This window comes from Lutibacter maritimus (assembly GCF_900116115.1).
Classification (GTDB): Bacteria; Bacteroidota; Bacteroidia; order Flavobacteriales; family Flavobacteriaceae; genus Lutibacter; species Lutibacter maritimus.
The window spans coordinates 215,369-239,044 of record NZ_FOZP01000004.1 but is presented as its reverse complement, the minus strand read 5'-3'; the positions used below and the strand labels follow the sequence as shown (position 1 = coordinate 239,044).

At 30.8% G+C, this 23,676-nt stretch carries 23 protein-coding genes; 9 read left to right on the top strand and 14 right to left on the bottom strand.

Annotated elements, in window-relative coordinates:
* Position 1: 1 nt before the first annotated feature.
* Together BM335_RS08260 and BM335_RS08255 are read left to right on the top strand one after the other, a co-directional pair.
* Positions 2 to 757: a polysaccharide biosynthesis/export family protein gene (locus tag BM335_RS08260; RefSeq protein ID WP_090225312.1), complete on the top strand. Its 756-nt coding sequence runs from the start codon at positions 2 to 4 to the stop codon at positions 755 to 757.
* Positions 758 to 767: 10 nt separating this feature from the next.
* On the top strand, positions 768 to 3,125 hold the full coding sequence (locus BM335_RS08255; RefSeq protein WP_090225309.1) for a GumC family protein: 2,358 nt from the start codon (positions 768 to 770) through the stop codon (positions 3,123 to 3,125).
* Here BM335_RS08255 and BM335_RS08250 read toward each other — a convergent pair.
* Positions 3,122 to 3,868, bottom strand: coding sequence for a tyrosine-protein phosphatase (locus BM335_RS08250; RefSeq protein ID WP_090225307.1), 747 nt, complete (start codon positions 3,866 to 3,868; stop codon positions 3,122 to 3,124). The two genes, BM335_RS08255 and BM335_RS08250, sit on opposite strands and share 4 nt — an antisense overlap.
* Positions 3,869 to 3,929: 61 nt before the next feature.
* Positions 3,930 to 5,309 (bottom strand): capsule assembly Wzi family protein, encoded by a 1,380-nt coding sequence (locus BM335_RS08245; protein WP_090225306.1) that lies wholly within the window; start codon positions 5,307 to 5,309, stop codon positions 3,930 to 3,932.
* Positions 5,310 to 5,895: 586 nt separating this feature from the next.
* Between BM335_RS08245 and BM335_RS08240 the strand changes: the two genes are divergently transcribed.
* The 4 genes from BM335_RS08240 to BM335_RS08225 are packed head-to-tail and all read left to right on the top strand — an operon-like array spanning position 5,896 to position 9,841.
* Positions 5,896 to 6,714 (top strand): prephenate dehydratase, encoded by an 819-nt coding sequence (locus BM335_RS08240; RefSeq protein ID WP_090225305.1) that lies wholly within the window; start codon positions 5,896 to 5,898, stop codon positions 6,712 to 6,714.
* Positions 6,714 to 7,862 carry a pyridoxal phosphate-dependent aminotransferase gene (locus BM335_RS08235; RefSeq protein WP_090225304.1) on the top strand — a complete coding sequence of 383 codons (1,149 nt, stop codon included), beginning with the start codon at positions 6,714 to 6,716 and terminating at the stop codon, positions 7,860 to 7,862. Before BM335_RS08240 ends, BM335_RS08235 begins: the two co-directional genes overlap by 1 nt.
* 10 nt (positions 7,863 to 7,872) lie before the next feature.
* Complete coding sequence (locus BM335_RS08230; protein WP_090225301.1) at positions 7,873 to 8,721, top strand: prephenate dehydrogenase; 849 nt, start codon at positions 7,873 to 7,875, stop codon at positions 8,719 to 8,721.
* Between the two features lie 43 nt (positions 8,722 to 8,764).
* Positions 8,765 to 9,841, top strand: coding sequence for a bifunctional 3-deoxy-7-phosphoheptulonate synthase/chorismate mutase type II (locus BM335_RS08225; RefSeq protein WP_090225299.1), 1,077 nt, complete (start codon positions 8,765 to 8,767; stop codon positions 9,839 to 9,841).
* Between the two features lie 29 nt (positions 9,842 to 9,870).
* Here the strand turns inward: BM335_RS08225 and BM335_RS08220 are convergent, their stop codons facing one another.
* Positions 9,871 to 10,329, bottom strand: coding sequence for a hypothetical protein (locus BM335_RS08220; protein WP_090225298.1), 459 nt, complete (start codon positions 10,327 to 10,329; stop codon positions 9,871 to 9,873).
* Positions 10,330 to 10,437: 108 nt separating this feature from the next.
* Between BM335_RS08220 and BM335_RS08215 the strand changes: the two genes are divergently transcribed.
* The gene (locus BM335_RS08215; RefSeq protein ID WP_090225297.1) at positions 10,438 to 11,415 is read left to right on the top strand and encodes a polyprenyl synthetase family protein; all 978 of its coding nucleotides are present in this window, start codon (positions 10,438 to 10,440) and stop codon (positions 11,413 to 11,415) included.
* Here the strand turns inward: BM335_RS08215 and BM335_RS08210 are convergent, their stop codons facing one another.
* Entirely contained in the window at positions 11,416 to 12,927 is a 1,512-nt protein-coding gene (locus BM335_RS08210) for a GH3 auxin-responsive promoter family protein (protein WP_090225296.1), read from the bottom strand. It abuts the gene before it with no gap.
* Between the two features lie 46 nt (positions 12,928 to 12,973).
* Here BM335_RS08210 and BM335_RS08205 point away from each other — a divergent pair, with 46 nt between their 5' ends.
* Positions 12,974 to 13,771, top strand: coding sequence for a DUF2797 domain-containing protein (locus tag BM335_RS08205; RefSeq protein ID WP_090225295.1), 798 nt, complete (start codon positions 12,974 to 12,976; stop codon positions 13,769 to 13,771).
* A gap of 3 nt (positions 13,772 to 13,774) precedes the next feature.
* Here the strand turns inward: BM335_RS08205 and BM335_RS08200 are convergent, their stop codons facing one another.
* Both BM335_RS08200 and BM335_RS08195 read right to left on the bottom strand, forming a co-directional pair.
* A complete protein-coding gene (locus tag BM335_RS08200) occupies positions 13,775 to 14,131 on the bottom strand; it encodes a DUF6970 domain-containing protein (RefSeq protein WP_090225294.1) in 357 nt (118 codons plus the stop codon).
* 138 nt (positions 14,132 to 14,269) lie between these two features.
* On the bottom strand, positions 14,270 to 14,962 hold the full coding sequence (locus BM335_RS08195; RefSeq protein WP_090225293.1) for a queuosine precursor transporter: 693 nt from the start codon (positions 14,960 to 14,962) through the stop codon (positions 14,270 to 14,272).
* A 75-nt stretch (positions 14,963 to 15,037) separates the two neighbouring features.
* On the opposite strand from BM335_RS08195, the gene fabD reads away from it, so the two are divergent.
* Positions 15,038 to 15,919 carry an ACP S-malonyltransferase gene (gene fabD / locus BM335_RS08190; protein ID WP_090225292.1) on the top strand — a complete coding sequence of 294 codons (882 nt, stop codon included), beginning with the start codon at positions 15,038 to 15,040 and terminating at the stop codon, positions 15,917 to 15,919.
* Positions 15,920 to 15,980: 61 nt separating this feature from the next.
* Here fabD and galE read toward each other — a convergent pair whose 3' ends face one another.
* The 8 genes from galE to BM335_RS08150 form a co-directional block, all read right to left on the bottom strand.
* Positions 15,981 to 16,988: a UDP-glucose 4-epimerase GalE gene (gene galE / locus BM335_RS08185; protein WP_090225600.1), complete on the bottom strand. Its 1,008-nt coding sequence runs from the start codon at positions 16,986 to 16,988 to the stop codon at positions 15,981 to 15,983.
* Positions 16,989 to 16,992: 4 nt separating this feature from the next.
* Positions 16,993 to 18,126 carry a DegT/DnrJ/EryC1/StrS family aminotransferase gene (locus BM335_RS08180; RefSeq protein WP_090225291.1) on the bottom strand — a complete coding sequence of 378 codons (1,134 nt, stop codon included), beginning with the start codon at positions 18,124 to 18,126 and terminating at the stop codon, positions 16,993 to 16,995.
* Positions 18,127 to 18,212: 86 nt separating this feature from the next.
* Complete coding sequence (gene cysM, locus BM335_RS08175; RefSeq protein ID WP_090225290.1) at positions 18,213 to 19,100, bottom strand: cysteine synthase CysM; 888 nt, start codon at positions 19,098 to 19,100, stop codon at positions 18,213 to 18,215.
* A 2-nt stretch (positions 19,101 to 19,102) separates the two neighbouring features.
* Positions 19,103 to 19,888, bottom strand: a complete 786-nt coding sequence (gene epsC, locus BM335_RS08170; protein ID WP_090225288.1) for a serine O-acetyltransferase EpsC — start codon at positions 19,886 to 19,888, stop codon at positions 19,103 to 19,105.
* Positions 19,889 to 19,915: 27 nt separating this feature from the next.
* Entirely contained in the window at positions 19,916 to 20,650 is a 735-nt protein-coding gene (locus tag BM335_RS08165; RefSeq protein WP_090225286.1) for a nitroreductase family protein, read from the bottom strand.
* A 74-nt stretch (positions 20,651 to 20,724) separates the two neighbouring features.
* On the bottom strand, positions 20,725 to 21,840 hold the full coding sequence (leuB, locus tag BM335_RS08160; RefSeq protein ID WP_090225283.1) for a 3-isopropylmalate dehydrogenase: 1,116 nt from the start codon (positions 21,838 to 21,840) through the stop codon (positions 20,725 to 20,727).
* Positions 21,841 to 21,942: 102 nt separating this feature from the next.
* Positions 21,943 to 22,425, bottom strand: coding sequence for a 3-isopropylmalate dehydratase small subunit (locus BM335_RS08155; RefSeq protein ID WP_090225281.1), 483 nt, complete (start codon positions 22,423 to 22,425; stop codon positions 21,943 to 21,945).
* Positions 22,426 to 22,493: 68 nt separating this feature from the next.
* On the bottom strand, positions 22,494 to 23,669 hold the full coding sequence (locus BM335_RS08150) for a 2-isopropylmalate synthase (protein WP_090225280.1): 1,176 nt from the start codon (positions 23,667 to 23,669) through the stop codon (positions 22,494 to 22,496).
* Positions 23,670 to 23,676 lie beyond the last annotated feature (7 nt).

Here is a 23,676-nt window from a genome sequence, read left to right as displayed (position 1 = left end):
TATGAAAAAAAACGACATTTATAAAAATATACTGTTACTAATTGGAAGCATTTTAATAACTTCATGCGTTTCTAAAAAAGATATGGTATACTTTCAAAATGAAGAAGCCGTTCAAAATGAAGTTTTAAAAAACTATGCACCAAAAATTCAAACAGATGATATACTGGCAATTTATGTGAGTGCACAAGATACAGAAGCTGCAGCGCCGTTTAATTTATTTCAGGCGGGTGGACAAACGAGTGCTAATAAACCCATTACATATTTGGTAGATATTCATGGTGAAATTACCTTTCCAATATTAGGTCAATTAAAAGTAGAAGGTTTAACTACCAATGAGTTAAAAAATTATTTAACAGGTAAATTAGAAAGTCAGCTGAAAGATCCAGTGGTAACAATCCGATTAGAAAACTTTAGAATTACAGTTTTAGGGGAAGTTAAAAATCCGGGTGCGTTTAACGTGGCAAGTGAGCGTATTTCAATACCTGAAGCTATTGGTTTGGCAGGAGATTTAACCATTCAGGGCAAACGTAAAAATGTACTGTTAATTAGAAATAACAATGGTACTATTGAAAAAACAAGGCTAGATTTAACCAACGAGTCGTTATTTGCTTCCCCTTATTATTATTTGGCACAAAATGATATTTTATATATAGAACCAAACAGAGCTAAAGTTAATTCATCGGCTATAGGTACTACTTCATCATTAATTTCAATAGCAACTGCTATTCTTTCATTGGTGTTAATTTTAACACGATAAAAAATAAAGTATGCAACAAGAAAATCAATTAAATCCAATTCATTTTAACGAGAATACGATCAACTTACGAGAGGAGCTTGAAAAATATTTGTATTATTGGAAATGGTTAGTAATAGGTGTTGTTTTGTGTGTAGTAGCAACCTATTTTTATGTGCGTTACATGCCTAATTTGTATGAAGTTTCTACAACTATTTTAATTGATGATAGTGAAAAAGGGGGCGTAACAGAACTTTCTGCATTAGAAAATTTAGGATTGTTAGGAAACACCAAGGCTTCTTTAGATAATGAAATTGAGTTGCTAAAATCTAGAAGTTTAATGGAACGTGTTGCTAAAGATTTGCAGTTGAACGTTCAGTATTTTAGTCAAGGCCGTGTGATAGAATCTGAAATGTTTTTTAAAACAACGCCCGTTAAAATTAATTTTTTGTTAGATGATGCAGTACTTCAAAATTTAATAACGCAATTCTCAATCATTGTTAAATCGGCAACCCAGTTTGAATTTATTGAAAATGATACCACCAAATTATACACATTTGGCGATAAAATAACTGCCAGTTTTGGTGCTATTATTGTTACACCTTATATGGTTGATAAAAATGATTTTGGAAAAGAAATTATTGTAAAAATAAGTCCGCTAAAGCGTATTGTTGAAAGTTATAGAAATAGAATTCAAATTCAAATTTTAAAAAATTCAAGCGTACTCAAAATTAGCTTGGTTGATGAAGTAAAGGTAAAAGCAGAAGAAATACTAAATAATTTAGTAGCACAATACAACAAAGATGCTGTTGCCGATAAAAATTTGATTGCTACAAATACCAACAAATTTATTAATGAACGCATAGAAATTATTAATAACGATTTGTTGGAAGTTGAAATTGGCGCTGAAGAATTTAAAACATCTAATAAATTAACCGATATTACTTCAGAAGCTGGGTTGGTTTTGCAAAACAAAACTGAAATTTCTAAAAAAGCCATTGATGTAAGTACGCAAATTAAATTAGCTAATTATGTAGCTGATTATGTAACTAAAAATGAGGGTGAATTGTTGCCTGAAAACTTAGGTTTTACGGAAAGTAGTATAGATGAAAGTACCACAAAATACAATCAGCTAATTTTAGAAAGAAACAGACTTTTACGAAGTGCCACAGTACAAAATCCAGTAATTGTTAATATTGATAAACAAATTAAACAATTACGTGCAGGAATACAGCAAAGTTTAAGTAGTTTAAAATCATCTTTAAACATTACACTGCAAGACATTAAAAAGCAAGAAAATTTATTCAATGCAAAAATTGCAGCTGTACCAAAGCAAGAACGCGAATTTAGAAGCATTCAGCGTGAGCAACAAATTATTGAAGCCTTGTATTTATACTTATTGCAAAAAAGAGAAGAAAACGCCATTTCATTAGCGGTTACTTTGCCAAATGCTAAAATTATTGATACAGCCTTTGGTAGTGATGTTCCTGTAGCTCCACAGCGTAAAATGTATTATTTAGCGGCGTTGGTGGCTGGTATTTTAATTCCGTTAGGGATTATTTATATATTGTTATTGTTAGATAATAAAGTACATACTCGTAAAGATGTAGAAGCTGTGTTAAAAGCACCAATTTTAGGAGATATTCCAAAATCTGTATCCGATAAAAAAGTGGTAGTTGGTGAAAATGAACGGAATAGTGCTGCAGAATCTTTCAGATTGTTGCGTACAAATATCAACTTTATGCTTTCTAAAGTAAAAGATGGTGGGAAAACAATTTTTATTACATCAACGTTAAGCGGCGAAGGAAAAACTTTTATAGCCATAAATATGGCATCAGTACTAGCCTTGTCTAATAAAAAAGTATTATTGATTGGTGCAGATATTAGAAAACCAAAAATATCTGAATATTTAAACATGCCTTCAGAAAAAGGATTGACTCATTTTTTAATGGATGATCAAATGAAAGTGCAAGACGTAATTACAACAATTGCTGAATTTAAATTTGATTTACTGCATTCGGGTATTATTCCACCAAATCCATCAGAATTATTAATGAACGGTCGTTTTGAAGATGTTTTAGCTTACGGAAGACAGCATTATGATTATGTAATTGTTGATACAGCACCTGTAAATATTGTAACCGACACCTTATTGTTAAGCAACCAAGCAGATATGTTTATTTATGTGGTTCGTGCTAATTTCTTAGACAAGCGATTGTTAGATGTGCCAAAGTTATTATTTGCTGAAAAACGATTGCCTAATATGGCAGTTTTAGTTAATGATACTGATTTTGAAAGAGGTTATGGCTATGGATACGGTTATGGTTATGGCTATTCTGAAAGTGAGAAAAAGAAACCTTGGTGGAAAAAAGGATTAATATTTAAATCTTAGTTTTCTTGTGCAAATTGCACATTGTTTGCTAAAATAGGTTGAATAAGTTTCACGATGGATGGATTGTTAATTTTTTCAAGATAATTTAAATGTTTTATATGGTGTACATCCATACCAGTGAAATTAATCAAATTGGCTTTTAGTAACTTTTTTGAAATTGTATGAACATCCTTACCATAATAATCTGATAAAGAGAGTAAATTGAGTTGAAAAAGACAGCCAACTTCTTTTAATTTATGATATTCTTTAAAGTTTTGATGAAAAAAACTATAGCGTTCAGGATGTGCCAATATAGGTTTATAACCTGCAAGTTGTATTTCAAATAACAGCTGGTACAAATTAACGGGTGCGCTTAAATACGATAGTTCTACCAATATATAGTTATCTTTAATGGTTAGCAATTGTTGCTCTTTTAGTAACGTGCTAAAATTACTATCCAACATATATTCTGCGGCTAAACGCAATGTAATACTGTTAAATTGTTCTTTTTTTAAATAGGCTTGTAATTCATAAAATCGTTGCTCTAAAAAAGTGTTGCTATTTTCCCAAACACCTTCCATAATATGTGGTGTTAAAACTAGTTTTCGTATGCCATAACTTTCCAACCTTTTTAATAACACCAAAGATTCTTCAAAACTTTTAGCGCCATCATCTACAGTTGGTAATATATGCGAATGCAAATCCATATAATTTGGAGGGAAATTTGTGACCAGTGTTTTTTTTGGTTTAAAAAGCGTAAACATCTATTAAATAGTATTTAAATATTAAAGATAATGAATATCAGAATTTTTATAAAAGTGATTATTAAAAGAAACCGTTTTTACTGAGCGCTATAAACCCTCCAATATTAGACGGACTAAAATTGCCAAAATCTGCTGCAATTCCTATTGAAATATCAAAAGGGAATTGATTTTCAGGTATCACACATTCAAAACTTGTTGAAAATTGATTTTTTTTACTGTTTGAAGTATTAAACCATCCCGGATAATTTGTATAAGTTATATTGCTTTTATAATTAACATTTTCAGACAAATGGCCTTTTAAACCAATATGAACTGCGGTAAATCTGCTTTCTCCAATTCCGGGGGTAATTCCATCAACAGTCGGTCTGGTTAAAAATAAAGGCGCGCCCACTGTACGCCCAAAATAGGTCCAACCACTTCCATAAATTGTATTATTAAAATAATTATCGTAACCACTTACAGAAGTAGTTCCGCTTTGGTGTTTGGTGTTGTAAAATTCTGTTAACAAATGTGTTAACCAGCTTTTGGGTTTTTTAAAATCTATAAAAAAGCCAAATAAACCATCTGGGTAATTCATAAATTCTCTCCCAGATCTGTCTTCAAAAGGATGAGAATAATAAAAACTCCAATTACTATGTAAGCCTACATAATCTAATTGTAATAAATAACTACCAATGTGGTTTCCTAAAGCATTTACCTGTTCACCTTCATACGAATTTGATCCACCTGCAGTAGCTGAAATTATTTTTAAATAATCTTTAAAAGATGCTGGGTGTTTGCCAAATTCCTCCGAGGTTCCTCCCCATTGTACAAAATGATCCAATCCGGTAATTAAATGTAGTGAGGAAGATAATTTAGATTTTAAAAATAAACTTTTATGATGTAAATGCGCTTTGTCTGCAATACGTTTGTCATGAAGTACATATTCGGCATAATTTAATTTAAAAGAAAGCCAGTTTTTTGCAAAAGGAGCTGTTATAAAACCGTTTGTAGTCAGTTCAATTCCAGGAAAAGCTCTACTGTTTGTTGATTTTATAATGTTACCATTAGACAACGAGAGCCCTTCAAAAATCACTGCATCATTTTTAGCACCCAAAGTTAATAACCAATTTTTATAAGAAACGCTACCGTATAATTCATTGATAAAAATATCATTTTCTTTAGCGGCATAAGCAGTAAAACTCGCTTTGTATGAAAAAGAGAAATCACTATTGCTTTTTTGAAAATCTGAAAACAATGTACTTTTTAAGCGGAGATTGTTTTCATTGGGTATAGCGCCATAGCTATTTGAAACCAGCCAAAAAGGCAACGTATTTTCCGAAGCTATAGCACTGTTTAGTTCAAATTTAAATTGTGTAGTGCTGTTTTGAGCATTTGATGGAAATATTAAATAGACAAACAACAAGAAAGCAAGTAGAAATTTAAATTGAAAATTTTTCATAAACAAATGATATTTTTGTAAAGGTAATTAATTTTTAAAATGAAACATGGTTGAAATAGTGTTGTTATTTTAATAGAAACGTTGCGCAATTGGTTTTATTGAATAAAACTAAATAGCTCTCAACTATGCTTAAACAAAGTAGCATGTTTACTTATGCTGAAAGTGATAAATACCGTCAGCTGATTTAGTAAACTGATTTTGATGGTTGTAAATAGGACTTTTTTCACGTAAATAATCAAGTTTTTAGCGTAAAAGAGTGTTTAAATAAGATACATTTATCAGATGAAAGAAGAATAAATTCAAAAAGATGAAAGTTTTTTTACGAATAAAACATTTATAAACTGAAATTTTAATAATTATATAAGAATTGTTTTTTTGTTAAAAAAAATAGTGTTTTTATAAAATTAATGTATAGATTTGTCGACACAATTTTAGATTATGATAACAAATAACACTTGGAATAGCTTCTATTTTTACTTTTATTTTAGCAATAAGAGGTGAGGCTTTATACGTGTTATTTAACTATTAAAAATATATAATAAGGTCTCGAAAAAATTTCGGGACCTTTTTTTTGATGTAAACAAAAATGAAAGTAGCAATACAAGGAATTAAAGGATCATTTCATCACATAGTTGCAAAAGAATATTTTGGTGAAAATATAGATTTGGTAGAATGTTTATCATTCAGTGAAATGCCACAATTATTGGTAGATAAAAAAGCAGAAGTGCTTATTATGGCTATTGAAAACTCAATTGCAGGGGCAATTTTACCAAATTATGCGTTAATAGATGACAACAACTTAGCAATAAGCGGAGAGTATTATTTATCAATTTGTCATAATTTAATGGGGTTGCAAGGGCAAACTATAGAAGATATTAAGGAGGTGTATTCACATCCAATGGCTTTATTACAATGCCATAGTTTCTTTAAAAACTATCCACATATTAAGTTAATTGAAGATAAAGATACGGCTTCAGTTGCAAAAAGAATTCATGACAATCAATTAATAGGAATTGGAGCTATTGCTAGTAATTTGGCAGCCAATACGTATAGTTTAAATATTATTGCACCTGAAATTCAAACAATAAAAGACAATTCAACGCGGTTTTTTGTATTAACAGGCACTGAAAACAGAACAAACGTTTCATCAAACAAAGCATCCATAAAATTTATAACGAGTGATGATACGGGTAGTTTGGCTACCGTACTTACAATTTTAGCAAAACACAATTTGAATTTGTCTAAAATTCAATCGATGCCTGTAATTGATACGCCATGGAAATATGCTTTTTTTGCTGATTTTATTTTTGAAAGTTATGCAGATTATTACAATGCAATTGTAGAGGTTAAAAAAGAAGTGGAAGCGTTAACTGTATTGGGTGAATACAATAAAAGTAAAAGATAATGATACAAAAAGCAGACAGATTAAATGATGTTAAGGAATACTACTTTTCTAAAAAATTAAGAGAAGTAGCTGCTTTAAGAAGCGCAGGTAAACCTGTTATAAATATTGCTATAGGAAGTCCAGATTTGCATCCGTCAGCAAATGTAATTGAAGCCCTTCAACAAGCAGTAACATTGCCAAATGCACATCAATATCAAAGTTACCAAGGAATACCGGAGTTGCGCGATGGAATGGCGCAATTTTATAAAGCGAACTATCATGTCATCTTAAATCCAGCAAATGAGATTTTACCATTGATGGGATCAAAAGAAGGAATTATGCATATTTCTTTGGCATTTTTAAATAAAGGCGATGAAGTTTTAATTCCAAATCCAGGGTATCCAACCTATGCTTCAGTAACAAATTTAGTGGAAGCAAAACCGATATTTTATAATTTAAATGCTGAAAATAATTGGTTGCCTAATTTTGATGAGATTGAAAAGAATGACCTTTCAAAAGTAAAAATTATGTGGATAAATTATCCGCATATGCCAACAGGTGCGGTAGCTACTAAAGATGATTTTAAGCAATTAATTGCTTTTGCAAAAAAGCACAATATTTTAATTGTAAATGACAATCCGTATAGTTTTATTTTAAATGACAATCCGTTAAGTATTTTAGAGGTTGAAGGCGCAAAAGAAGTAGCTATTGAGTTAAATTCGTTGAGTAAAACATTTAATATGGCTGGCTGGCGAGTTGGAATGGTAGTTGGTGATGCGCAAATTATTAAAACTATTTTAGAAGTAAAAAGTAATATGGATTCTGGAATGTTTTTAGGAATTCAAAAAGGAGCAGTAGAAGCCTTTAAATTATCAAATGATTGGTTTCAAAAGCAAAATGAAATATACCAAGAAAGAAGAGCGTTGGTTTGGAAAATATTTGATGCGTTAAATTGTACCTACAACCCAAATATTGGTGGTTTATTTGTTTGGGCTAAAATTCCTGCGGATGAAAATTCAGAAGCATTAACTGATAAGTTATTGTATGAAAAAGATGTGTTTATTACGCCAGGAACCATTTTTGGAACAAATGGCGAAGGTTATATAAGAGCTTCTTTATGTGTAGATACAGCTACTTTAAATGAAGTTTTAAAAAGAATAACTGCTTAAAAAAAGTGAAATGGAAAAAATAGTAGTTATTGGTTTGGGTTTAATAGGAGGTTCATTAGCGTTAGATTTAAAACAACGTATTGAATGCAAAGTTTACGGAATTGATCAAAATCCTGAGCATATTAAAAAGGCAAAAGCGTTAGGAATTATTGATGATGAAATTGATTTTTCTGAAATTAAAAATGCATCGGTTGTAATTATTGCAGTACCAGTTGATATTATTCCAAAAGTAGCAACTGAAGTATTAAATGTTGTTTCTGAAGATACCTTGGTTTTTGATGTTGGATCGGTAAAAAATAATATTTGTGTAGCTATTGAAAAACATCCAAAACGTAAAAATTACGTAGCGGCGCACCCTTTGGCTGGGACAGAGTTTTCAGGACCAGAAGCAGCGATATTAAATTTGTTCGACAATAAAGTAAATATCTTGTGCGAGTCCGATAAATGCGATTGGAAAATTTTAGACAAAGCCTTAAGCTTGTTTAAAAAACTGAATATGCGTATTAAAATGATGAATCCAGTAGAACACGATAGACATATTGCATATGTATCACATTTATCGCACGTAAGTTCTTTTATGTTGGGAAAAACAGTATTAGAAATTGAAAAAAATGAACAAGCAATTTTTGATATGGCAAGTACAGGTTTTGCTTCAACAGTGCGTTTGGCAAAAAGTTCTGCAACCACGTGGACACCTATATTTCTTCAAAATAAAGAAAATTTAATTCGATCTTTAGAAGAATATATCAAAAATTTAAATGAATTTAAAGAAATGATTGAAACTGGTAATAGTGAAGCGTTAACTGAAACTATGAAAAGTACCAATTATATAAAAACAATATTAAACGGAATAAAATAGGCATTGCCTTTAAAAAATTAAATAATAACATAACTAAATTAAAATGGAAATTACTAAAGAGAATAGAAAGTGGTTAGATGCAATGGGGTTGTCTCATCCAATTGTAATAGCTGGGCCTTGTAGTGCTGAAACAGAAGAGCAAGTTTTAAAAACTGCGCATTTGTTAAAAGATACAGATACCAATGTGTTTAGAGCTGGTATTTGGAAACCAAGAACAAGACCAGGAGGTTTTGAAGGAGTGGGTGAAATTGGATTGCCTTGGTTACAAAAAGTAAAAGAAGAAACTGGTATGTTGGTAACTACAGAAGTAGGGAACGCACAACATGTTGAACTTGCTTTAAAATATGATATTGATATTCTTTGGATTGGAGCAAGAACAACTGTGAATCCATTTGCAGTACAAGAAATTGCAGATGCTTTAAAAGGTGTAAATAAACCAGTGTTGGTTAAAAATCCTGTAAACCCAGATTTACCATTATGGTTAGGTGGTGTAGAGCGTTTTCAAGCGGCTGGAATTTCGCAATTAGGAGTAATTCACAGAGGATTTTCAACATACAACTCATTACATTACAGAAACAAACCAAAATGGCATTTAGCAATTGAGTTAAAAAAAGAATTTCCAGATTTACCTTTAATTTTAGATCCTTCACATATTTGTGGTCGTAGAGATACCTTATTAGATGTTTCTCAAACTGCGCTAGACTTAAATTATGATGGTTTAATGGTTGAAACACATATTGATCCAGATAAAGCTTGGAGCGATGCCGCACAACAAATTACACCTGCACAATTACACCAAATGACGTTAGATTTAAAAATCCGTCAAAAAAGTAGTTCAGGAGAAGAATTTCAACGTAAATTAAATATGCACAGAAAAGAATTAGATTTAATTGATAGCAGTTTAATTGATATTTTAGCTGATAGAATGCAAATTGCAGAATCAATCGGTCGTTTAAAGCACAAAGAAAATGTGGCAATTCTTCAAAGTGGTAGATGGGCTGATATTTTAGCAACTATGATTCAGGCTGGAGCAGATAAAGGCTTAAGCAAAGAATTTGTTGAAGAAATTTTTAAAGCCATTCACGTAGAGTCTATTAACATTCAACACAATGTAAAATAAAAAAAAGGGAAGCAATTGCTTCCCTTTTTTTATTGTTGTTTTAGTTTTTTAAATATAAAACGTGTAATGTAAATACCGTTGCCATCGCCTTTTCCAGCATCGCTTTCAACACCGCTAACCACAAATGCTAAATCCCAACCTTCATTAATCATTGCATTAATTTTTGAACTAATAATAGCATCATTAGAAGCAATATTTTTAAAATTTATACCTGCAATACTGTAAAAGTTTACCAATTTGGTTTCTTCAAAATCATCTATTTTAACATCAGATCGTTTTGATTTATTTTGCTTGTCATTTTCAGCAGTTCTTTCAGAAGTAAAGTCTTCATAATTTTGTTCTTCGCTAGAAGAAATAATTCGAGATCTTCCTAAACCTATTGGTACAATAGATTCAATGCTTGTTATAACTTTATATTCATAGTTTTGTGCCTGAATTTCAAGTGTTGTGATTGCTAAAATTAGCGTTGTAAATAAAAATCTTTTCATTTTTTTTAATTTAAATTAATTTATTCATCAAAAATAAGGCTATTAATTTATGAATGAAACAAAATAATTTAGATTGGTAAAAAATATTCTGTTATTTTTGTGAAGCTTATGAAACCAATTGAACTAATTAAACAACCCATTCTTGAAGAAATGGAACTCTTTGAAAGTAAATTCAGAGAATCCATGGTTTCTAACGTACCTCTTTTAAATAGAATTACGCAATATATTGTTCGAAGGAAAGGAAAACAAATGCGTCCGATGTTTGTTTTTTTGGTAGCAAAAATGGTTTCAAATGGTAAATTTGAAGAACGAACTTATAGAGGCGCTTCTATAATTGAGCTAATTCATACCGCTACTTTGGTACACGATGATGTTGTTGATGATAGCAATAGAAGAAGAGGTTTTTTCTCGGTAAATGCACTTTGGAAAAATAAAATTGCTGTGCTTGTTGGAGATTTTTTATTATCAAAAGGCTTGCTATTGTCTATTGATAATGAAGATTTTGATATTTTAAAATTGATTTCGGTTGCTGTTCGAGAAATGAGTGAAGGAGAATTGCTTCAAATTGAAAAAGCAAGACGCTTAGATATTACCGAAGATGTTTACTTTGAAATTATTAGGCAAAAAACAGCTACTTTAATTGCAGCATGTTGTGGTATTGGCGCAGCTTCTGTTGGAAGTTCTAAAGAAGAAATTGAGAAAATGCGTTTGTTTGGCGAACTTATTGGAATTGCTTTTCAAATAAAAGATGATTTATTTGATTATACTGAAGATAAAATTGGAAAACCTACAGGTATTGATATTAAAGAGCAAAAAATGACTTTGCCTTTAATTTATACATTAAATAATTGCAATTCTGAAGATAAAAAGTGGTTGATAAACTCTGTTAAAAAATACAATAAAGATAAAAAACGCGTAAAAGAGGTTATTGCATTTGTACAAGAAAAAGGCGGAATGGAATATACCATTCAAAAAATGAAAGAATACCATTCTAAAGCATTAGATATTTTAGAAACGTACCCAAACTCAAAATACAAAGAGTCGCTTTTAACAATGATTAATTATGTTATTGAGCGAAAAATATAATTAATTTAAGCTCAAGATCTCTTCTAAATGATTTCTAGTATTAGATAATCTTGGGACTTTATGTTGCCCACCTAATTTTCCGTGATGTTTTAACCAATCATAAAACAACCCAGTTCTTGCAACATTTATTTTTGGCATTGCCAATGTTAAATTATTATAGCGTTTTGCTTCATAATCAGAGTTTGCTGCTTTTAAAGCGTTGTCTAACAATTCAGTAAAATAATTTAAATTTTCAGGTTGCTTCTTAAATTCAATAATCCATTCATGGCCGCCTGAATTTTTTTCACTCATAAAAATAGGCGCAACGGTATATTCAGATACTTCAGCTTTTGTTTTTAAACAAGCTTGTTTTAAAGCGTTTTCTGCATTTTCTATAATTAATTCTTCGCCAAAAACATTAATAAAATGTTTTGTTCTGCCTGTAATTCTAATTCTGTAAGGTTTTAAACAAGTAAATTTTATGGTATCGCCAATTAAATAACGCCATAAACCTCCGTTTGTGGTAATTACCATGGCGTAATTTACTTTTAATTTTACTTCGGAAAGCGGAATTGCTTTTGAGTTTTCATTATCAAATTCATCCATAGGAATAAATTCATAAAAAATACCATAATCAAGCATTAGCAATAAATCTAATGAGTGATTGACATCTTGTATGGCAAAAAAACCTTCGGATGCATTGTAAGTTTCAAAATATTTAAAATCTTTTTTTGGAATTATTTTTTTAAACTGCTCTCTGTAAGGATTAAAATTAACACCACCATGAAAATAGACTTCAAGGTTTGGCCAAACCTCTAAAATATTGCTTTTGCCTGTTTTTTCTAACACTCTGTTTAGCAGCACTAACATCCACGATGGTACCCCAACCAAACTTGTAATGTCTTCATCAATAGTTTCATCTACAATAGCTGCCATTTTGGTTTCCCATTCGCTCATTAAAGCAGTTTCTTGTTTAGGTGCACTACTAAAATCAGCCCAAAAAGGTAAATTTTCAATAATAATTGCCGATAAATCTCCGAAATAAGAGTTGTTATCTTCATAAACAGCACTGCTACCTCCTAATCGCAATCCTTTTCCAGTAAAAAGTTGCGCTTCGGGATTGTTATTTATGTACAAACCAAGCATGTCTTTTCCAGCTTTAAAGTGACAATTTTCCAAAGCTTCTTCACTTACCGGAATAAATTTGCTTTTTGCATTGGTAGTTCCGCTAGATTTTGCAAACCATTTAATAGGTGTTGGCCAAAAAACATTTTGTTCTCCTTTTCTAGTTCTGTCTATTAACGGTTCAATAGATTCATAGGTTTGAATGGGTACGTTTTTAGCAAATTCTTTGTAGCTATTTATAGATTCAAATTTATACTGCAATCCAACTTCTGTATCTTTAGCTTTGTATAATAATTTAAACAATAATTCATTTTGAACATCAATTGGGTATTTTAAAAATAATTCCATTTGATGTTTGCGTTTTTTTAAAAACCATGAAATTATTGAATTTACTATTGGGAATGGCATGTTTAATTAAGTATCTTTAGCGAGTTAAATTTAAGAAAAATTTGCCATGCAATATCAAACTGTTTTAAAAAAAATGTTGACAGAGTTAAATGATGAGGTTCATTACTATTTAAAAGTAGAAAATGACTTTTTAAACTTAAACCAGTTATTAAATAAAGAAATTGAAATTAGTTTTGAAGGATATGAATGCTTGTGTTGCGGCTTAAATAAAAAAATATACAGACAAGGTTTTTGTTATGATTGTTTTTATTCCAGCGCACAAGTAGGTGATTGGATTATGAAACCAGAATTAAGCACTGCACATTTAGATATTGAAGATCGTGATTTAGATTATGAAAAAAGTGTACAGTTGCAACCTCATGTGGTGTATTTAGCATTGTCAAGTGAAGTAAAAGTGGGTGTTACTAGAAAATCACAAATTCCAACGCGTTGGATAGATCAAGGTGCTTCAAAAGCTATTGAAATTGTAGAAGTACCAAACAGGTATTTAGCAGGAATTACTGAAGTTGCGTTAAAAAACCATGTTTCTGACAAAACGAGTTGGCAAAAAATGTTGAAAAATGAGGTGTTAGATGCTAATTTAATTGAAGAAAGAGAAAAATTAAAACAATTTATACCAGACGAAGCACAACCTTATTTTTTAGCAAACAATGGAAAAGTAGTAGAAATTAACTATCCAGTATTAAAATATCCAACCAAAATTAGTTCTTTAAATTTGGAGAAAACACCTGTTTTTTCTGGTAAATTGGTTGGGGTGAAAGGTCAATATTTAATTTTTGAAGATTTCACGGTTTTTAATGTTAGAAATAGTGAAGGTTATAAAGTAATTATTACTGTTAAATAATTATCAATTTCGTTGATCTTCCCAAACCAAAGTTTTTTTTATTTCAGTGTTAAAAGTTGGACAATTTCCATCGCCATTACCGGTAAATCCCCCATCAGGCGCACAAACAATTTCACAATTAGTTGTGTATAAATAATTAAACTGGTCGCAACAATCTGCGGTTATATAAAAATATGTTTTACCATCAACTTCCCATTTCCAAATTTGAGTTGGAGGATTGCTTACGGCATTATTTAATATTGTTGTTATTTTATTTTTAATACAAGCAGGAATTTCATCTGAAGTTTGATCAGTTTGGCATCCAGTTAATTCTGATATTAAAATAATAGCAACTAAAATGAATTTTAAATAACGTTTCATTTAAATTAATTTTGTGTAAATGTTTCTTTTTAGTGATGGCCTTTGTCATTTACTTTATGTTTCATTTACAATTATATATCAATAAAATATATAAATTGTTACCTTATATATAATGCAAAAGTTGTGCCTAAATAAAAATTACTCAATTAATTTAATCTCTTCACCCATTTTTAAATGAAAACGGGTTTTAAATAAATAAACGATAAAATATAGTATTGGCGTATCTAAAAGAGCAATTATAATTTTAAATAAAAAACCGCTAATTAGCAAGGTGGTAAATAAATTCCAAGGAAGTACTTTAAACAAGCAAAGGAATGTAATTACCGTAAATGTATCAATAAATTGCGACGAAAATGTTGAAAAATTATTTCGAATCCAAAGGTGTTTGCCGTGTGTTTTTTGTTTCCAAAAATGATAAATTCTAATATCAATAAATTGTGCAAACAAATATGCCAGCATAGATGCCAAAACAGCTATGGGCGATAAACCAAATACTTTTGAAAAAGTTGTATTATCAATTGGTGAATTACTAATTGCGGGTGCATAATTTGCTAATAGAATAATAAGCATAGAAAAAAGAGAAGCGAAAATTCCAGCAATTACAACTTGATTGGCTCTTTTTTTACCATATATTTCTGAAATAACATCGGTAATTAAAAAAGTTATAGGATAGGGTAAAATACCTACAGAAAGTTCAAAATTAAACCAACCAAAAGGATTCCAATAAAAAAATTTTTGAAAAATCAGATTTGAAGCTACTAGTGCAGCAATAAACATAGCTCCTAAAATTAAAAAAATAGTAAAGGCTTCAGATTTTTGTTCCTTTTTCATAGAGAGTGAGTTTGCACCAATATAGTAAATATTTCGTATTTTTGCATTTTTAAATAAATATTGAAATTATAACATATGAAAGCATATATTTTTCCTGGACAGGGAGCACAATTTACAGGGATGGGTTTAGATTTATACAACAACTCACCAATTGCACAAACACTTTTTGAACAAGCAAATGAAATTTTAGGTTTCTCAATTACAGATGTTATGTTTGAAGGAACCGCTGAAGAGTTAAAAGAAACTAAAGTAACGCAGCCAGCTATTTTTTTACATTCAGTAATATTAGCTAAAACTTTAGGAGATAGCTTTAAGCCAGAAATGGTTGCAGGGCATTCTTTAGGAGAATTATCCGCATTGGTTGCTAATGGAGTTTTAACTTTTGAAGATGGTTTAAAATTAGTTTCAAAAAGAGCTTTAGCTATGCAAAAAGCTTGTGAAATGCAACAATCTACAATGGCTGCAGTTTTAAATTTAGACGATGCTATTGTTGAAGAAGTTTGTGAAAGTACTGAAGGAATTGTAGTTGCAGCAAATTACAATTGTCCAGGTCAATTAGTTATTTCAGGAGAAATTGAAGCAATAGATAAGGCATGTGCAACATTGTTAGAAAGAGGTGCAAAACGCGCATTAAAATTACCAGTTGGTGGTGCATTTCATTCACCATTAATGGAACCTGCAAGAGAAGAATTAGCTGAAGCTATAAAAAATACAGTTTTTAGTGTGCCAACATGCCCAATTTATCAAAATGTTGTGGCAAAAGCGGTAACTGATCCAAATGAAATTAAAGAAAACTTAATTGCACAATTAACAGCACCTGTTCGTTGGACACAATCTGTTCAGGCAATGATTGCTGATGGAGCTACTGAATTTATAGAAGTTGGTCCAGGAAAAGTATTGCAAGGTTTGGTGAAAAAAATTGATAGAGAGGCTGTTGCAAGTTCAGCGGTATTATAATAATTACTAAAAGTTAATAAAAAACCTTTGTAAATTTACAAAGGTTTTTTATTTAGCTATTTTACTGAAGTGTTTCTTGCCATTTCCAAGCCGAAAGCAACGCTTCATCTAAAGATAATTCTGTTTTCCAACCTAATTCTGTGTTGGCATAATTAGTGTCAGCATAAGCGGCTGTGATATCACCAGCTCTTCGGTCAACTAATTTATAATTTACTTTTTTTCCAGTAACCTTTTCAAAAGATTTGATAACTTCCAAAACTGAATTCCCTTTTCCAGTTCCTAAATTAAAAATTTCAAATTGAGCTTTGTTGTTATTTTGTAACAATCTTTTTAAGGCAACAATATGAGCTTTTGCTAAATCAACAACGTGAATATAATCACGAACAGCAGTTCCATCAGGCGTATCATAATCGCTTCCAAATATGGAGAGTTCTTTTCTGATTCCTGCAGCAGTTTGCACCACAAACGGAATTAAATTTTGAGGAACACCAATTGGTAATTCGCCAATTTTAGCTGATGGATGCGCTCCAATTGGATTGAAATAACGTAAGGCAATAGCTTTTAATTCAGATATTTTAGTAGCGTCTTTTATAATTTCTTCACCAATTTGTTTGGTATTTCCATAAGGTGATTCTGCTGGTTTAATAGGCGCACTTTCTGTAATAGGCAATTTATCGGCCTGTCCGTAAACGGTACAAGATGAACTGAAAATAAAATTATTTAAGTTGTTAGATTTCATTTCTTGTAAAATGTAAATCAAACTTCCAATATTATTTTCGTAATACTCTAAGGGCATTTGTACGCTTTCTCCAACTGCTTTTGAAGCTGCAAAGTGAATAATTCCATCTACTTTGTTATGTTCAAAAAATATTTTTACTGCTAATTTTTCCTTTAAATCTATATTGTGATAGTCAGGTTTAATACCCGTTATTGAAGTTATTTTATCTAAAACATCAATACTTGAGTTGGATAAATTATCAATGATAATTACTTCAAAACCTTCGTTTTGTAATTCTACAACGGTGTGTGAACCAATAAAACCTAGGCCACCTGTAACTAAAACTTTCATTTTTTTATCTATTAATAAATTCAATTACTTTTGAGGTGATAAATGCAATTTGTTCATCATCTAATTCTGTGTGCATTGGTAAGGAAATTACTTCTTTTACCAATTGATTTGTTACAGTAAAATCGGATTCATTATATCTTTCGTCAGCATACGCTTTTTGGCTGTGTAAAGGTATTGGGTAATATACGCCACAAGGAATGCCGTTTTCATTTAAAAATGCAGCTAATTGATCTCTATCAACATTTAAAACTTTTAAAGTATATTGATGAAATACGTGACAATCACAATTATCACAAATAACAGGAGTAATAATGTTTTTTTCATTCGCAAAAGCAGCATTGTATTTTTTTGCAGCTTCTTGTCTTGCTTTATTATACAAATCTAAATGTGTTAGTTTAGTGCTTAATACAGCAGCTTGAATACTGTCTAACCTTGAATTTACACCAACAACATCATGATGATAACGTACATACATACCGTGGTTAACAATACCTCTAATTTTATGAGCTAGGTCATCATCATTGGTAAAAATTGCACCACCATCACCATAACAACCTAAGTTTTTTGAAGGGAAAAATGATGTTGAAGCTGCATGACCAATAGTTCCTGCTTTCTTTTTAGAACCATCTTTGTATGTGTAATTTGCTCCAATAGCTTGAGCATTATCTTCAATAACAAATAAATTATGTTCTGCAGCAATTTCCATGATAGCTTCCATATTTGCAGTTTTACCAAATAAATGAACTGGAACAATTGCTTTTGTTTTTGGAGTAATGGCTTTTTTAATGGCATCAATAGAAATATTAAAATCTATTGGGTCAACATCTACTAAAACAGGCGTTAAATGCAACAATGCAATCACTTCAACTGTGGCAGCAAACGTAAAATCTGCAGTAATTACTTCATCACCAGGTTGAAGCCCTAAGCCCATCATAGCTATTTGAAGTGCATCTGTACCATTTGCACAAGGAATTACGTGTTTAACCCCTAAATAATTTTCTAATTCTTTTTGGAAATTGTGGACTTCCGGACCATTTATAAATGTAGCTGATTTTAAAACTTCAGAAATTCGAGCATCAACTGTATTTTGGATTTTTGCATATTGACTTTGTAAGTCAACCATTTGAATTTTTTTCATGTGTAGATAATATGAATTCTAACTAACAAATTTACAATAAAACCAATTAGAATCCAATCAATAAGAATGATAACTACTACAACGTTTTATTCAAATAAATCGGAAGATAAATAGCGATCACCTCTATCGCAAATAATAGCAACAAGTACCCCTTTATCAATAGTTTCTGCCAATTTTAGTGCTGCTGCCACAGCACCACCGCTACTCATTCCGGCAAAAATCCCTTCTTCTTTTGCCAATCTTTTCGTCATAATTCTAGCTTCATCTTCGCTCACTTCAATTATTTGATCTACTTTTTTTGGATTGAAAATTTTTGGTAAAAATTCTGGAGACCATTTTCTAATTCCGGGTATTTTAGAATTATCAGTTGGTTGTGCGCCAATAATTTGTATGGCATTATTTTTTTCTTTTAAATAGGTTGATGTTCCCATAATGGTACCTGTGGTTCCCATTGCTGAAATAAAATGGGTGATTTCACCATTAGTATCGTTCCAAATTTCAGGTCCAGTTGTTTTATAATGCGCTTTCCAATTATCATCATTTGCAAACTGATTGAGCATCAAGTACCCTTTTTCTTTTACGTTATTTTCTGCATATTCTCTAGAGCCTTCAATACCTAACGAAGTAGGTGAAAGGGTTACTTTTGCTCCATAAGCTTCCATAGTTTGTATACGTTCTTTTGTGGAGTTTTCAGGCATAACTAATTCAATATTAATACCAAATTGTTGTGCTATCATTGCTAAAGCTATTCCTGTATTTCCGCTTGTTGCTTCAATTAAGTAATCTCCTTTTTTAATTTCTTTTCTTTCAAGTGCCGATGAAATCATATTATAGGCAGCCCTATCTTTTACGCTTCCACCAGGATTGTTTCCTTCTAATTTAAGATATAGTGATATGTTTTTTTTAGCTAAAATATGTTGTGCTTTTACTAATGGAGTGTTTCCAATAAAATCAAATAAACTGCGATTTTGCATGATTATATTTTTGTTTTTAATTTTGTTTCAGGTTTGTGATATACTAATGAATTTTCAGGAATAGATTCCGTAATCCATACGTTACCACCAATAATACTGTTTTTTCCGATTACGGTATTTCCTCCTAAAATAGTTGCATTGGCATAAATAGTTACATTGTCTTCAACAGTAGGATGACGTTTGGTATTTTTCATACTTTTTTCAACTTGCAAGGCTCCTAAAGTAACACCTTGGTAAATTTTTACGTGATCTTTAATTACGCAAGTTTCACCAATAACGGTACCTGTTGCGTGATCAATGAAAAAATATTTTCCTATAGTTGCGCCTGGGTGGATATCTGTACCTGTTTTGCTGTGTGCGTATTCACTCATTAGCCTAGGAATTACAGGGGTGTCTAACTTAAAAAGTTCATGACTAAAGCGATATATAGCAATTGCATAAAAACCAGGATATGCCAAATATACTTCTTCAATGTTATTAGATGCAGGGTCATTATTTACTAATTCTTGAGCATCTAGATTTAAGTTTTCTAAAATTTCAGGTAATTTTAATAAAAATTTTCCCCAAATTTCTGTACATTTTTCATTATTAATAATGCACGCTAAGTTGTAAATTTCTTTAAAATCGATTTCTAACTGTTCAATATTTTTTGCAACACAAGTATTTGCATCAAACAAGGTGTAAAATAAGTTAGTTGTAAACTTTTCAGTTTTATCTTTTAAACTGAAATCTAAATGCGGCTTATTTTTGTTTGATATAATTTTTTGGATAATTGTTTCTTTCGTCATAATAATCAAGTTCTAATATTGTTTAAGCTACCATTTTTTATACACTTCATTAAATGGGATTCTAAATCGTTCTCCATAAACACCTTCTGGTTTACGAATACCACATGAAATTACCATATTAATTTCTGAGCTGTAAGGTAAATTTAATAATTTTTTTATTCGAATTGAATCGTAACCTTCCATAGGGCAAGTGTCATAGCCTTTAGTTGCCATACTTAACATAAATGTTTGCGCTGCTAAACCGGCACTTTTATGTGCTACAATACGTATGTCAGAATTTCTAAGTTGCCTATAAGTAGGTTTAAATAAGCCTGTTAACCAGGAAATGATATATTTAAAATAACCGAAAACGCCTAAAAAATCAGTATATACAAAAGGAATTAGTTTGCTGTAATAATTGATTGCAAATTTTTCTCGTTTTGAGTATTCATCAGAAATTTTTTTTCCAAAAATTGCTTTTAAATGGGAGATATTTGCGTTGGCTCTTTTTTTCCATAAATCTTTTCTAACAACAATTACTACCATTTCTTTAGCAGATTTTGCAGCACTTTGATTTAAACAAGCAATGGATAATTTTTTTAAAATTTCTTGTGATGTTATATGATGAAATTCCCACAATTGCATATTACTGCTATTTGGTGCTAATGTTGCTAGTTCTAAACATTTTTTAACTAACTCAGAATCAATTTCTTGTGCGTGATCATAAACTCTTACAGAACGTCTGAAGTTAAGTGCGTTTAAAAAGTTTGTTTGTGTTTCCATAAAGGTAAATCTACAAAAAAAATACACCCAAAAAATTTAAGTTTCTTAGGTGTATTTTAAATTGTTGTTAAATTTTATATAATGGTAGACTGTCCTAAATCTATATTATTTTTATTGTAAAAAGTATTTTCATCATCTAAAATAAAATCGCTTAAAAAATTTCCAACATTGGTTGTTGAAAAATGATTTGTTGAATTTAAATCTGGTGTTGAAATATTTAATTCAATTGATTTTTCAACGGCAATTCTAATATCTTCAGCTTCATCGTGTAATGAAAAATAATCTAATAGCATTGCAGCCGATAAAACGGAAGCTAATGGGTTGGCTATATTTTTTCCTTTGGCATCTGGGTATGATCCGTGAATAGGTTCAAATAAAGCGGTTTTTTCACCAATAGATGCAGATGCTAGCAAGCCAATAGAACCAGCAATTACACTTGCTTCGTCTGATAATATATCGCCAAATAAATTTTCAGTTAAAATTACATCAAACTGTGTTGGTTTTAAAATCAATTGCATTGCTGCATTGTCAACAAATAAATACTCTAATTTAATATCAGGATATTGTTGTCCAATTTCAGTCACTCTCTTTCTCCATAAACGTGAAGTTTCTAAAGCATTAGCTTTGTCAACTAAGGTTAATTTTTTTCTTCTAACCTGAGCTGCTTTAAAAGCCAAATGCGAAATTCTGTCAATTTGTTCAGTAGTATAGGTACAACTGTCTGATGCGGTTTTACCATCACTACTTGAAGTGTGTTCGCCAAAATAAATTCCACTAGTTAATTCTCTATAAATAACAAAATCAGTACCTTTAATAACATCTTTTTTTAAGTTAGATTTATGAATGAGTGTTGGGTAAGTTGTTAATGGGCGAATATTTGCAAATAATCCTAAGTTTTTTCTGAGTTTAAGTAAACCTTGTTCTGGTCTAATTGCATTATCTGGGTTGTTATCATATTTTGGATCTCCAATAGCTCCAAATAAAATAGCGTCAGAATTTTTACAAATTTCTAAAGTTTCATTAGGTAACGGATTCCCGGTTTTTTCAATAGCAATTGCACCAACATCAGCTTTTGTAAAGGTAAAAGTATGCCCATGTTTTTCAGCAATTGCATCCAACACTTTAACAGCTTGTTGTGTGACTTCCGGACCAATTCCATCACCGGAAAGTAAAGCGATTTTTAATTCCATTCTATAAAATATTTCTAAAAGGTAACTACAAATATACTACTAAACTACAAATATTTAGAGCTTATAATTTTAAAGTTAGGCACTTTTTTTTGAAGATGCAATTTAAAACTTTTCAAACTGACCGGTTTCTTCTAAAGTAACTGTTTTATTTTTTGTATTTATTGATATTATTGTTTTGGGTTTCGCAGTTGTGGCTTGAAGTAAAATTTGTAAAAATTCACTTGATATTTTTACCGGAAGCACACCATTTTGCAATGCTTTTTCTTTAAAAACATTAGAAAATTTGCTAGAAATAACAGCTTTAAAGCCATAGTCATACAATGCCCAAACTGTTGGATCTGTACTGTTTTTACATCCAAAATTATTACCGGTGATTAAAATTTTTCCAAAATAAGCGTCTTCATTTAGTATAAAATCATCGTTTAATGAACCATCCTTATGAAATCGCCAATCTCTAAATAAATTTTTTTCGATACCATTTCTTTCACCTTTAAGTGAAATTTCTTTGGGCACGATTTGATGTGCCTTAATATTTTTTATAGGCAATGGTACAGCAGTAGATAATATTTGGGTAATAGCAAGCATGTTTGTACTCAAATTTTTTTTGAATCAACTAATTTTATAAAAAGAATGTTTAAAAAATGAACAGTAATTTATACTGCAATTTTAGATTTAGAAATATGGTTTAACTCCATTAAGTGATGAATATCTTCATCATTTACTTCTTTATGATGATCGGCAAACTTTAAAAATTGAGGATAAATATCATCTAACTGAATTTTAGTTAATTCGTATCCTACATTTTTTGCTCGGTAAGCTAAAGCTGCTCTTCCGCTTCTGGCAGTCAATACTATTGAAGATTCAGTGACACCAACATCAGCTGGATCTATAATTTCGTATGTTTCTCTATTTTTTATAACACCATCTTGGTGAATCCCTGAGCTATGTGCAAATGCATTTTCTCCAATAATGGCTTTGTTTGGTTGTACCACCATTCCCATACTTTGTTGCACAAGTTGACTAGTGCTATACAATAATTTGGTGTTAATATTGGTGTCTAAATTTAAATAAGGATGTTGTTTTAAAATCATGACGACTTCCTCTAAAGCTGTATTACCAGCTCTTTCTCCAATTCCATTAATGGTGCATTCTATTTGACGCGCACCGTTTTGTACCCCAGCAATAGCGTTGGCAGTTGCTAAACCTAAATCGTTATGACAATGGCAAGAAAGAATTACATTGTCAATTCCTTTTACATTTTCTTTTAAGAATTTAATTTTTGCACCGTATTCATCGGGTAAACAATAACCAGTTGTGTCAGGAATATTTAAAACAGTAGCACCTGCTTTTATAACTTGTTCTAAAACTCTGGCTAAATAAACATTATCAGTTCTACCAGCATCTTCAGCATAAAATTCAACATCTTCAACAAATGTTTTTGCATACGCCACAGCTTGTATTGCACGTTCAATAATTTTATCTTGTGTTGAATTAAATTTGTATAAAATATGCGAATCAGAAGTTCCAATTCCAGTATGAATTCTTGGCTTTTTTGCATATTTTAATGCATCTGCAGCAACTTCAATATCTTTTTGATTTGCTCTTGTAAGTCCACATACAGTAGCATTTTTAACCAGTTTTGCAATTGCTTCAACTGAAGTGAAATCTCCAGGGCTAGATATTGGAAAGCCAGCTTCAATTACATCAACACCTAATATATCTAAACGTTCGGCAATTATCAATTTTTGTTGTGTATTTAACTTGCAACCAGGTACCTGTTCACCATCTCTTAAGGTTGTGTCAAAAATTTGGACTTTATTTTTACTCATTTCTGAT

Coding starts and splice junctions, on each gene's coding strand:
- BM335_RS08255 (WP_090225309.1), top strand. CDS start 768: ATGCAACAAGAAAATCAATTAAATCCAATTCATTTTAACGAGAATACG.
- fabD (WP_090225292.1), top strand. CDS start 15,038: ATGAAAGCATATATTTTTCCTGGACAGGGAGCACAATTTACAGGGATG.
- epsC (WP_090225288.1), bottom strand. CDS start 19,888: ATGACGAAAGAAACAATTATCCAAAAAATTATATCAAACAAAAATAAG.
- BM335_RS08150 (WP_090225280.1), bottom strand. CDS start 23,669: ATGAGTAAAAATAAAGTCCAAATTTTTGACACAACCTTAAGAGATGGT.
- BM335_RS08165 (WP_090225286.1), bottom strand. CDS start 20,650: ATGGAAACACAAACAAACTTTTTAAACGCACTTAACTTCAGACGTTCT.
- BM335_RS08250 (WP_090225307.1), bottom strand. CDS start 3,868: ATGTTTACGCTTTTTAAACCAAAAAAAACACTGGTCACAAATTTCCCT.
- BM335_RS08205 (WP_090225295.1), top strand. CDS start 12,974: ATGCAATATCAAACTGTTTTAAAAAAAATGTTGACAGAGTTAAATGAT.
- leuB (WP_090225283.1), bottom strand. CDS start 21,840: ATGGAATTAAAAATCGCTTTACTTTCCGGTGATGGAATTGGTCCGGAA.
- BM335_RS08220 (WP_090225298.1), bottom strand. CDS start 10,329: ATGAAAAGATTTTTATTTACAACGCTAATTTTAGCAATCACAACACTT.
- galE (WP_090225600.1), bottom strand. CDS start 16,988: ATGAAAGTTTTAGTTACAGGTGGCCTAGGTTTTATTGGTTCACACACC.
- BM335_RS08230 (WP_090225301.1), top strand. CDS start 7,873: ATGGAAAAAATAGTAGTTATTGGTTTGGGTTTAATAGGAGGTTCATTA.
- BM335_RS08200 (WP_090225294.1), bottom strand. CDS start 14,131: ATGAAACGTTATTTAAAATTCATTTTAGTTGCTATTATTTTAATATCA.
- BM335_RS08180 (WP_090225291.1), bottom strand. CDS start 18,126: ATGAAAAAAATTCAAATGGTTGACTTACAAAGTCAATATGCAAAAATC.
- BM335_RS08260 (WP_090225312.1), top strand. CDS start 2: ATGAAAAAAAACGACATTTATAAAAATATACTGTTACTAATTGGAAGC.
- BM335_RS08225 (WP_090225299.1), top strand. CDS start 8,765: ATGGAAATTACTAAAGAGAATAGAAAGTGGTTAGATGCAATGGGGTTG.
- BM335_RS08210 (WP_090225296.1), bottom strand. CDS start 12,927: ATGCCATTCCCAATAGTAAATTCAATAATTTCATGGTTTTTAAAAAAA.
- BM335_RS08235 (WP_090225304.1), top strand. CDS start 6,714: ATGATACAAAAAGCAGACAGATTAAATGATGTTAAGGAATACTACTTT.
- BM335_RS08215 (WP_090225297.1), top strand. CDS start 10,438: ATGAAACCAATTGAACTAATTAAACAACCCATTCTTGAAGAAATGGAA.
- BM335_RS08240 (WP_090225305.1), top strand. CDS start 5,896: ATGAAAGTAGCAATACAAGGAATTAAAGGATCATTTCATCACATAGTT.
- cysM (WP_090225290.1), bottom strand. CDS start 19,100: ATGCAAAATCGCAGTTTATTTGATTTTATTGGAAACACTCCATTAGTA.
- BM335_RS08155 (WP_090225281.1), bottom strand. CDS start 22,425: ATGCTTGCTATTACCCAAATATTATCTACTGCTGTACCATTGCCTATA.
- BM335_RS08245 (WP_090225306.1), bottom strand. CDS start 5,309: ATGAAAAATTTTCAATTTAAATTTCTACTTGCTTTCTTGTTGTTTGTC.
- BM335_RS08195 (WP_090225293.1), bottom strand. CDS start 14,962: ATGAAAAAGGAACAAAAATCTGAAGCCTTTACTATTTTTTTAATTTTA.